This window comes from Daejeonella sp. (assembly GCF_036405355.1).
In the GTDB taxonomy this organism is placed as follows: Bacteria; Bacteroidota; Bacteroidia; order Sphingobacteriales; family Sphingobacteriaceae; genus Daejeonella.
Genome location: NZ_DASWXT010000020.1, coordinates 1 through 10,992, shown reverse-complemented (window position 1 = coordinate 10,992; position 10,992 = coordinate 1). Strand labels below are relative to the sequence as shown.

Sequence of the window (10,992 nt, the reverse complement as noted above, 5' to 3'; positions counted from 1 at the left end):
CCGGTAGATTCCGAGCATTCGGCTATCTTTCAATGCCTTGCCGGAGAAGAACAAAATCCAATTGAAAAAATTTACCTGACAGCCTCCGGGGGACCCTTCAGGGGGAAGGACAGGGATTTTCTTGCAACTATTACCCGTAAGGAGGCTCTTAAGCATCCTAATTGGGTTATGGGAGAGAAGATCACAATTGATTCGGCAAGTTTAATGAATAAAGGTCTGGAAGTGATTGAAGCAAAATGGCTTTTTGATCTGGATGTTTCACAAATTGATGTCATTGTTCACCCGCAGTCAATAGTTCATTCTTTGGTTCAGTTCAGAGATGGCTCGATGAAAGCCCAAATGGGTTTGCCCGATATGAAATTGCCTATTCAGTATGCTATGGCATATCCCGAAAGGATAGAAAATGCATTCCCGAGATTCAATTTTACTGATTTTCCGAATTTAAGCTTCGAACAGGCTGACAAAACGACGTTCAGGAACCTGGCTCTTGCATTTGATGCTCTAAATGCCGGCGGGAATATGCCATGTGTGATCAATGCAGCCAACGAAGTGGTTGTGGCAGAATTTTTGAAAGATAGAATTGGATTTTTGAAGATGAGCGATATCATCGAACAATGTATGTCCGAAATTACGTTTATACCAGATCCCTCACTCGATGATTATTTAGAATCAGACAGGATTACACGGATTTTGGCTCAGGAATTAGTAACAAATAGTAAATTATAGAGTTTAAATATAAAATAAGAGAAAAGGCATGGATGGATTAGTAATGACGGGTCAACTGTTATTGGGATTATCAATTTTAATCATATTACACGAAGCAGGACACTTTTTTGCTGCAAGGGCGTTCGGGATCAGGGTAGAGAAATTCTATCTGTTCTTTGATGCATGGGGCTTTAAATTATTCAGTTTTAACTATAAAGGTTGTGAATACGGTATAGGATGGCTGCCATTGGGTGGTTATGTAAAGATTTCAGGAATGATCGATGAGTCTATGGATACCGATCAGCTTGCCGGTCCGCCTCAGCCCTGGGAATTTCGCTCTAAACCGGCCTGGCAACGACTTATTGTCATGCTGGGTGGAGTTGCCGTTAATATTGTACTGGGGATCTTTATTTTCTGGATGCTTACGCTGAAGAACGGCGAGACTTTTATTCCGAATGATAAACTGCCTGATGGAATAGCACCGGGAATTATAGGGCGGGAGATTGGCCTGCAGGCTGGCGACCGTATTACAGCAGTTAATGGTGTTCCTGTTAAGCGCTTTGAAGAATTAACCAGTTCAAAAGTATTGTTAGGTAATACTGAACTTACCGTGCAGAGAGAGGGTAAAACTATACCAGTACAGGTTCCGGGCGATGTACTCGAAATGGTTTCAGATCTGGGAATCGGGCAGTTTGTTGAACCAAGGGTAAGGATGTCGGGCGTCATACAGATCGCTCCCGGAGGGAATGCAGCAAAGGCGGGCCTGAAGGTTGGCGACAGTATTTTAGCAGTCAATGCAAAGCCGGTAACCTTCTATGATGAATTTAAATCGGAGGTTCAGTCTTCTAAAAATAAAACAGTTGCAATCTCGGTAATCCGAAATCAGCAGGCCATTGAAATTCCAACTCAGGTTTCTGAAGATGGTACTATCGGTATTTATATTTCCCAATATTTCAAGATTCCGCTGGAAAGTGTAGACTATGGTTTACTGGCAGCATTGCCCGTAGGAGCTGCTAAAGCATGGGGCTCTTTCATGGATAATGCCAAAGGACTGGGTAAGGTAGCCTCCGGACAAGTGAAAGCGAACAAAGCATTCACCGGACCGATAGGTATTGCTACCATGTTTGGGGGAACTGTCGACTGGGTGAAATTCTGGAGTTTGGTAGGATTACTATCCATGGCATTAGCATTAATGAACCTATTGCCTATTCCGGCACTGGACGGTGGTCATGCCATCTTCCTGTTAATTGAAATGGTGAAAGGTAAACCACTAGGTGATAAATTCATGGAACGTGCTCAAATGGTAGGTTTCGTGATATTAATTACCTTGATGGTATTTGTTTTTGGGAACGATATTGTTAAACACATAATTAATTGAGACCCGATAGCTATCGGGTTGACAGTTGACAGTTGACTCCCGATAGGTATCGGGATGACAGTTGACAGTTGAATTTGGTATTAAAATTACAGTTTTTAAAAAAAGAATGAACACGGATGTCATCCCAACGCAGGAGGGAAATAGTGATTGTTAATGAAGAGTTTAATTTGGAGAGTTGATTATTGATAATTGAGCACTGCACCCAATCCCGAAATCCATTAATCCTAAAATCCTGAAATCCTATTTTATTGAGATTTGACTACTTATAACTATCGAGTTGAGCACTGCATACATTCCTATAATCCATTAATCCTATAATCCTATTGAATTATTTCGAACTATACAACCTCCCAATTAGTTTCCAAATTGACAACGCCTTAGTCAAGAAGAAATTCTATGAGTTGAGTAAACGCTATCATCCCGACTTTTATGTGAACGAAAGTGATGAAAAGCAGGCTGAGATTCTGGAGCTGTCTACTTTGAATAATAAGGCTTATCAGGTTTTGTCTGATCCACTGAAACGTATCGAGTATGTCCTCTCCTTGAATAATATGCTTGCTGATGGGGATAAGTATGTTTTGCCACAGGATTTCTTAATGGATATGATGGATGTGAACGAGGCTTTGATGGAAATGGAATTTGATCATGATGAGCTGAAACTGGCAGAGCTGAGCGGGCAAATTGATGCAATGGAAATGGCTTTGTTTGATGAGTTGAAATCTGCTACGGATGAATTCGATGCCAAAGCAGCTGAGGATGCTGAAAGTATTCTGCTGAGGATCAAGGATATCTGGTACAGGCAGAAATACCTGTTAAGGATCAGGGAAAGTCTGAACAAATTCAGGGTCTGAACCCTTTAAATTATTAAAATTTTATTTATGTTTGCATCCCGCAACGTAGAACGAATATTCGTTAAACGTAATACAAAATGCCCAGCTGGCGGAACTGGTAGACGCGTCGGTCTCAAACACCGATAGGAAACTGTGCCGGTTCGATTCCGGCGCTGGGTACAAGTCCGAAACTACTGTTTCGGACTTTTTTATTTACATGCCGATTCATTCCAAGAGCTGCAAATTATGTCTACATTTTTTTACGTAAAGAAGCTTTTTCAGTTCTTTTAATTTGATCCCTTAAGTTACCCATAATATGATTATTATGTTCAATTGGATAAATACGAACATTTAAGGATACTGATTATGTTACTTTTGAGAACTAATTTTATTAGGTTCATTATTTGGAGACACTTCATTTATTAATTTATTAATTAGATCTGGATTCGATTTGTTTAATATTGACCTTTTTAATGCCTGCTAGATATCAAATGCGATAAATAAACTGCTAACTAATATTCATCATATTTGTAATTATGCCCTACCATGAAAAATCTTAGACAGTAATAAATCACCGCATGTTGCACGTGACATATTCTTTATATGCTATTTCTGCAGGCAGCTTGTGCCTCCTTTCGGTTCTTCTTTTATTCAATATCACCAGAGTGAATACGGTTGCCAACAGATGGCTGGCTGCTTTTTATCTTTTTTTGGCGTTTGCACTGTTTCAACAGTTTATATACAAGTTGGGGCTTGCCATGGAATCGCAATTATTCATTCACATTCTGGAACTCACCCGCTGGGCGCTTGCACCATGCTTTTATCTGTCCATTGTATATTTCGTAGATCCTGGTAAGAAGTCGCTAAAGCTCTTAGCTCATTTCATTCCTGCGTTGGGCTTTCTGATCTTTTCTTTGCTATTTATAATGCCAGGCATTCACGACCCAGCTACCCCGTCTGAATTGCCTCATTACCTGGGTTTCATCTTCCGCTATTTTTCAATTGTTCAAATAATTATATATTGGATATTGTCCTTTAGATTAATTGCTAGTCATACAAGAAACATCCGCCTAATTGCCTCGACAATTGAAAGTATAGACCTTTTTTGGATCAAACAACTGTTATTTGGAACATTATTGTTAACAGTAATAAGGATCGTTTCCTACAATGGCGGACTGATTTCATTAATTAACCCTGTTTTGTATTGCCTGGGCATATTTTTCATTGCCTTTTTCTCGCTGAGACAAGGAATCATCTATCCGGTTACTGCTGCCGAATTACCGGAAATCACGTCTATGCTGAAAAGGAATAATAACAGGGAAAGACTAAGTACGGATCAGGTCAATGAGCTGAAAAGTAAAGTAGTCCTTATACTGGAAGAAAGGAAGTTATTTTTAGATCCATCTCTTACATTGGCAGACTTAAGTAGGGAAGTAGGAATCGGCATACATGAGCTTTCTTATATAATCAATAATGGATTAAACAAAAATTTTTATAACCTTATTAATGAGATGCGGGTGGAAGAAGCGAAGAAGATTTTGCTCTCAGAAAAGATCAAGTATTCTGATATGATCGGGATAGCGATAGAGGCCGGGTTTAATTCAAAAACAACGTTTAATACGACGTTCAAAAAGCTAACCGGTCAGACCCCAACAGATTTCGTGAGATCCAATTCCAACTCTGCTTTATAATATCCGGCAGAGTTTAAAAGTGATTAAGTACACTGGTAATATGTACAGTTGTATCCATCGGAACATCTTTTAGCTTTTCCCCGCTATTATTGCTTCATAATTCTTAAACGAAAAATATGAAAGCAAACTCTTTTACATCAAATTTATTTGGAATAACATTCCATAGCACCTCTCATTCAACAAGACTTAAAGTGTCATCGTTTGTGGCTATAATGGGTCTATGCTTGTTCCTGTTGCCGGCCTTGTTAATAGCCCAAGCTGTAGATAGGCAAACTTATGGCATACAGCTAAAAGAGTTTGAGGGCTTTTTCCAGTTCCCTAATAAAGTTGCATATCTTGAAATTGTACAGCAGGGAGATGGCTTGTTGGCTAAGCAGGTATGGGATAAAAGGGAATACATGTTAATAAGAAAATCTGATCTGGAATTCGAATCAAAAAATGAAGAGCATCAATGCCTGTTTATCAAAGACGCTTCAGGCAAAATAGGTTCTTTAAAAGCGATGAACCGAATCATTTTAACAAAAGTTAATTTCGACCCTAATCAGGAAGCAATTCTGCCACCGAATAAACTCAAGGTTCTTGAAGGTAAATATAAGTTTAGTAAAGATCAGAACATGTTCATAGAATTAAGTGTAAAAGGCAATTCTATACTACTTAAGCAACAATGGGATGGAAAGGAGATAATACTTAGTCCTTTGTCAGAGACGAACTTTTACAACAAAGAAATGCGATTCCCTTTGACGGTCATTAAAGAAGGAGATGTTGTGAAACAGGTGGTATGTTTTGATGTTGATACCTGGGATAAAATTAAATAAGCACATGACATATAAAATCCGGAATGTACAATCTGCAATAAAACTATATTTCATTATACTTTTATTGCCCTTAATTGCTACAGGTCAATCAGTTTCGGATACCAGCTATCACTTTGCCATAAAGCGTCCCATGTACCAAGTTGGGACAGGGTCTGCTATCACCTTCGATGAATCACATAATAATCCTCATACCCTGAAAGGGGCTTATTATGCTTTTAATAAATTGTTGACCGGAGATGGATATGTATTGAAGAGGACGCGGGAACAGGTGACAGCTTCAATATTGAAAAATACAAATATCTATATTACTGTAAATGCAATGGCCGATCCCTCTAACTGGGATCTTCCTACACATTCAGTCTTTAAAGACCACGAAATAAATGAAATTTATGAATGGGTAAAAAAAGGGGGCAGTCTGTTTTTAATAACCGACCATATGCCCTGTCCCGCCTCGGTAAACAAACTCGCTGAAAAATTCGGGTTTAATATTTTAAATGGCTTTGCGCTTCGGAAAGGAGGTGCGCCCGAAATATTTTCCAGGCTTGGAAATAATCTTCATTCGAATCTGATAACGAATACCAGGGGAGCTGTAATAGACAGCATTCGAATCTGGGGTGGTACAGGTTTTATAGTTCCGAAAGAAGCCTCGGTCATTTCTAAGCTGGATGAAAACTATACAGTATACCTACCCTCGAAAGCTTCTGAAATTAATTATCCCTCGGGCGCAATTCCTTCCGTTTCAGGTTTGGGTTTAGTAAATGGGGCTTTTTTGAAATACGGAAAGGGTAAGGTTGTAGTGTTTGGTGATTCCGCACCATTTACAGCGCAGCTTCAGGGTATCGGTAGCGATAAAAGGGGGATGAACCATGTTGATGCCAGTCAAAATGCCCAGTTTCTTTTGAATATTATTCATTGGTTAGATAATAAACTATAATTATTAGGAACTCCCACCATCCTTAATTTTCTTATTGCTATTAACTTCTTCAACCCATAAGGTTTGACAATAGTCCTGTTTAGATATTTCGAAAATGCCTAAATACGTTTAAATAAGCTATTCGCTTCAATTCCTCAATAAAATGGTTCGACAATAATCCTGTTTTGGATACCAAGCCTTAGAGAGATATGGGGCTTTTTTTGTTTCTGGAAGTCCCGGTTCGTCTCGAGAGCTATCGGGGAGGGCGCTGGGTACAAATCAAGAAAGGTCCACTGACGTAGTAGATAGCTTTGCTCTTTTGGTATGGAGTTGTCAAATTTGAAACTCATCCCATGGTCCTTTTTTGAAATAAGAAGAAATTAGCATTATTTATGTACCAGATTGGTACATAAATTCAAATCATGGTAATTATAAGCAGCAGAGAGTTTAGGGAAAAACAGGCGGAATATATGGACCTGGCCGACAATGGTGAACAGATCATCATCCAGAGAGGGAAGAACAAAGCTTATTCTATAACACCGGTACTTAAGGATGACTTGTATTTTAGTCCTCAGCTTATTGAAAAAATCCGTAAAGCGCTGAAACAGGCTGAAGAAGGTAAAGTAACCCGTGTGAGCGGAAAACCGGCTCTTGAGCAGTTTCTTGATGCGCTTTGAGGTACACGCTGGAATTTACTGTACAGACAGAGACCCTGTTTATTAATAACAATTAGTTTTTCTTCGCTTAAAACTACTCACAGGAGAGGCATAGCAATTATAGGAAGTTTCTATCAACAACCTGATAGGAAACAGTACTGATGGAATTTAGCCTAATTATATAAAGGTATATTTTCGAGTATACCGAAAGGTCTTTTTAGTTGGAGGTCAAGTACTTATCTTTGTGTAGTAATGATTTTTAACTAATGGAAAAACACGAGATGGATAGGCTCCTAGAAGCATTCCAAAGAAATCAAGGTATATTTAGATTCAATAAAACCGATCGAATTGATTTGAATGTAATAAATCAAGCCAAAGCAAAAGGTCTGATTATACCACATGGTTTTCGAAGTTCTTATGCTCTAGATAAATTAGGTTACGAAATTTTAGAATCAGGTATAGGTTGGGTAGAGTGGCAGGCTCAACAAAAAATAAAAGAGACTAACAATGTTGTGAGTTATCATTTTCACGGGTCAGTACAAGGCTCTAATGTTGGTTTTGTAGGGGATAGAGTTTCAACCCAATTAATCAAAGAAGCACATAAATCAAAGACTCATACGCTTCAAATTTGGTACTGGATTATTGGCATAATTTCCCTTTTAACCGGGTTGTATTTCACTTTATTCTCAAAAACAACTTGATAAGCACCTTCCTAAGACCCAATCTCACTGCGGCAGGACATTACGATGATCAATAGAAATACAGGCGGATAGAAACCTGGTTAGAAGGTAAAAAATCCCTAATCGAAAGTATAAAAGGCACACAAACCGTTATATGATCCTGCATTTAAATCATTAAAATGCTTTCTTTGTCAACCAATGCATTAGATTCAAAGCAAATTGTTTATTATCAGTCTCTACTGGATAATTCATTCCGAATCTTCTGCCAAACAATTTCTGCGCACTTATCATAGCTGCGTCGCACAAAACCACTACTCTACCTTTTCCATACTCTAAAGCCATCGCCTGACTTAAACCAGCTACAGATTCTGGTTTCCCAAATCTAATATAATTCTTCCCCTCTTGTTGCCAGATCGAATCTGGTCTTACTTCTGTGGTGTTAGCTCCAAATTTCAAGAGACTTACTGCATTTCCCCCTAAAGATTGTCCGGTAAATGTTACGATCTTATCTAATCCATTTGTAATCGCATGTTCTCCCAGTAACCCGTTCGAACGACTGAATTCAAGTTGTCCATCTTGTACAGATCCATCTTTGACACTTCCACCGCCCATTTTTACTCCAAAAGATGCAGCTAAGGCCCTATTTGCAAGACCAAAAGGATGGTGATCAGCAATCAAAAGTAACGATCCTCCTTCTCTGACCCAATTAGTAACAGCTTTACATTCTTCAGCAGTAAATGCACCTATATCTCTGGGAAGATTCTTATCACTTTTCGCATTGCAGATAACCAGTAAGTCATAAGTTTCCAGTACTTGAATTGAGAATTTATGCTTGTTAACGTAAACCTTATATCCATCATTAGAAATTAAGTCGACAAAGGGCTTGTAGGTTCCTTTACTGGTGTGAGTATTCAAATGTGCCTCATCATATAATACAGTTGGGTATTGTTTTGTATATGTTGGCTTATTAATGGAAACATTATAGCGCTTATCTCGCTTTTGCAAGGTGGTGCACGATGTAACCAATCCTACTGCGATATAAATCATTATTAAACCGCTTTCCCATTTTTTTATCTTACTTGTAATCATGTTGTATGTAGCATTAGCTGCCCAAAACTATGCACATTTAATGGACGACCTAAAAAATGAAAGTTAAATTATGTTAAAGCGCTGAAACACTATTAAGTTTGGATGCTTGTTATAGCCAGAGGGAAATTTCCCTACTGTATGTAGTTTAGCGAAGCGGCTCTATGGATTATCCAATAACAAGGAGTCTTCTGACTCCTTTGATTAATTTAAGTCTCTACCTTCTAAATCCATTTAATTACTCTGTATCTAGTTCTAGCAATAAGCTCCTTCCTAAGAACCAATCTCCAGCTTATACCCTTTCCCCCGCACAACAACAATTTTAACATTCGGATCAAGCTCCAGTTTTTTCCTGAGTTTTGATATGAACATATCCAGGCTACGGCCAACAATAACACCTTCATCTTCCCATATCTCTTTTTGCAAACGGCTTCGCTCTATGGTTTCGTTTGGTGATGATGCGAAAATGAGGAGTAAACGGGTTTCCGTTCCGGTCAGGTCTGTTGTTTTTCCATTTATCAGAAGATTCCGGTTCTTCGTATCGAACAGCACAGGGCCCAAACTGAAGGTGCTGGCAGACTGAACCTCTGGTAAGGCTCTCCCGGGCTTGGCAGATCTCAAAAAAATAAAACCAATAAATGCTAAAAACGGCAGGCTGCCCAGAAGATATCCATTCTTTGCTGTAATTATACCCGTCGGTTCAAATTTTATGTTAATCAAATAACATGCTGTAGGTTGTATTCTTCCTGAACATGCTACAATAGTATTTTTTTCGTTTTTGGATATGGCATATGCAAATGCTACGCTGGCGTTCCTGCAGTTCAGAACGTTAACAACATAATCTCGTGCTAGCGGGTCTTTGGCCAGCAAACGCCGGGTAGTGTTCACAAGCGAGTCGGGTTGAAAAGTAAGATTATTCTCAAACCTGATCTGGTATTCATCCGCTGCGATCTTATTTACTGGCAGCACCCTTGATGTACTGTCTCCCGACTGTAAAAGCAGTTCATGTCCGATCCTGCGGAGTAATACTTCCCTTCTTGCAATATCAAAGTCGTTGCCTTCTGCCATACTGAAAGCCAGGCCGATTACAGAGATAAACAACAATATCAATGCGAAGAGGTATTTGCGTTTCCCTGAAATCAGATTTTGGCTAACCTGCATAATGTCAAGATTTTATTTACAAAGTTTACATTTTTATTTACAATTCTGATTGCTCATACAGAAAAACATCAATGTAGTTTTGTTTAATCAACCGGATAGGTTTTAATTAAAATCAAAGAAAATGAAAAAATCATTTATGTATGTTCCCGCAATCTTCATAGTAGTGGTTCTGCTAAATTCTTTTGTGCTAAAAGAAAAGCAAGCGGGTGAGAAAACGTCTGCAGGTACTAAATCAATTAAAGACCCGGGGACTGGTGATAAGTCCCTGATAGATCCATCTGCAAAAGATTCGGTATTCAGATCCAATGGAAGTAAACCGGGGCTTGCAAGCAGGGTCCTCAAATCTAATGATGGCGGCCAAACATGGCAGGACCTTAGCGAAGGACTCCCTGAAGCTGAACAGCCTGTGAATTTCTTTGCAGGAGAGTCAGATCTTTATTTAAATGTGAAAAATGAAATGTATCGAAGTAAGAGTAATCTTATAAGTCCGGTTTGGGAAAAAGTGAATGTTCCTGATCCCCAGAGTGCTTCGATTGCTTTCAATCGTTCGGGTATCATGGCCTTCAATTATAAAGGACAGATCCATCAAAAGAAGTCTGATACAGAAACCTGGTTGCCGATACATACAAATTTTAGCAAACATTCAATGCGGACTGTTTTTGAAACAGCTAAGGGAACAATATTCCTCGGTTATGACCACGGTCTTTATAAATCTACCGACAAGGGAAAAACCTGGAAACAGGTACAAAATGAAGGCTGGGTAATGAATATCGTGGAGTCGGAAGGAGTTCTCGTGGCGACTGGTCAGAAAGGGATCATGCGCTCAACAGATAATGGTGAAAACTGGCAATGGGTGATCAGCGAGGGTGGGGTGGGCATAGCTATTGAACGCATTGATGGTGGATTTGCTGCTATATCCTGCAACACAAAGACCCAGTCCAGAAGGGTACATATTTCAATGGATAGCGGACAAACCTGGCAGGCCATTGATGATGGACTTCGCCCTACTTTGTTCCTTTCATCGATCAAACAGGTTGGCAAATATTTAGTACTGGGTCATCCGGATGGCATATTCCG

At 39.2% G+C, this 10,992-nt stretch carries 11 protein-coding genes and 1 tRNA gene; 10 read left to right on the top strand and 2 right to left on the bottom strand.

Going from position 1 to position 10,992, the window contains the following annotated elements; genetic code table 11:
- The 9 genes from VGE44_RS02295 to VGE44_RS02255 form a co-directional block, all read left to right on the top strand.
- Positions 1 to 726 (top strand): 1-deoxy-D-xylulose-5-phosphate reductoisomerase (locus tag VGE44_RS02295; protein ID WP_331076146.1); only part of this gene is annotated, 726 nt, incomplete at its 5' end.
- Positions 727 to 754: 28 nt separating this feature from the next.
- Positions 755 to 2,083: an RIP metalloprotease RseP gene (gene rseP, locus VGE44_RS02290; protein WP_331076145.1), complete on the top strand. Its 1,329-nt coding sequence runs from the start codon at positions 755 to 757 to the stop codon at positions 2,081 to 2,083.
- Positions 2,084 to 2,406: 323 nt separating this feature from the next.
- On the top strand, positions 2,407 to 2,934 hold the full coding sequence (gene hscB / locus VGE44_RS02285; protein WP_331076144.1) for a Fe-S protein assembly co-chaperone HscB: 528 nt from the start codon (positions 2,407 to 2,409) through the stop codon (positions 2,932 to 2,934).
- Between the two features lie 79 nt (positions 2,935 to 3,013).
- Positions 3,014 to 3,093, top strand: a tRNA-Leu gene (locus VGE44_RS02280).
- 398 nt (positions 3,094 to 3,491) lie between these two features.
- Entirely contained in the window at positions 3,492 to 4,604 is a 1,113-nt protein-coding gene (locus tag VGE44_RS02275) for an AraC family transcriptional regulator (RefSeq protein ID WP_331076143.1), read from the top strand.
- Positions 4,605 to 4,720: 116 nt separating this feature from the next.
- Positions 4,721 to 5,419, top strand: a complete 699-nt coding sequence (locus VGE44_RS02270; RefSeq protein ID WP_331076142.1) for a hypothetical protein — start codon at positions 4,721 to 4,723, stop codon at positions 5,417 to 5,419.
- A gap of 4 nt (positions 5,420 to 5,423) precedes the next feature.
- A complete protein-coding gene (locus VGE44_RS02265) occupies positions 5,424 to 6,353 on the top strand; it encodes a hypothetical protein (protein ID WP_331076141.1) in 930 nt (309 codons plus the stop codon).
- A 401-nt stretch (positions 6,354 to 6,754) separates the two neighbouring features.
- The gene (locus VGE44_RS02260) at positions 6,755 to 7,009 is read left to right on the top strand and encodes a hypothetical protein (protein ID WP_331076140.1); all 255 of its coding nucleotides are present in this window, start codon (positions 6,755 to 6,757) and stop codon (positions 7,007 to 7,009) included.
- A gap of 245 nt (positions 7,010 to 7,254) precedes the next feature.
- On the top strand, positions 7,255 to 7,689 hold the full coding sequence (locus tag VGE44_RS02255) for a hypothetical protein (RefSeq protein WP_331076139.1): 435 nt from the start codon (positions 7,255 to 7,257) through the stop codon (positions 7,687 to 7,689).
- A 153-nt stretch (positions 7,690 to 7,842) separates the two neighbouring features.
- Here VGE44_RS02255 and VGE44_RS02250 read toward each other — a convergent pair whose 3' ends face one another.
- Complete coding sequence (locus VGE44_RS02250) at positions 7,843 to 8,757, bottom strand: hypothetical protein (protein ID WP_331076138.1); 915 nt, start codon at positions 8,755 to 8,757, stop codon at positions 7,843 to 7,845.
- A gap of 270 nt (positions 8,758 to 9,027) precedes the next feature.
- Positions 9,028 to 9,915, bottom strand: a complete 888-nt coding sequence (locus tag VGE44_RS02245) for a winged helix-turn-helix domain-containing protein (protein WP_331076137.1) — start codon at positions 9,913 to 9,915, stop codon at positions 9,028 to 9,030.
- Positions 9,916 to 10,036: 121 nt separating this feature from the next.
- On the opposite strand from VGE44_RS02245, the gene VGE44_RS02240 reads away from it, so the two are divergent.
- Positions 10,037 to 10,992 (top strand): exo-alpha-sialidase (locus VGE44_RS02240; protein ID WP_331076136.1); only part of this gene is annotated, 956 nt, incomplete at its 3' end.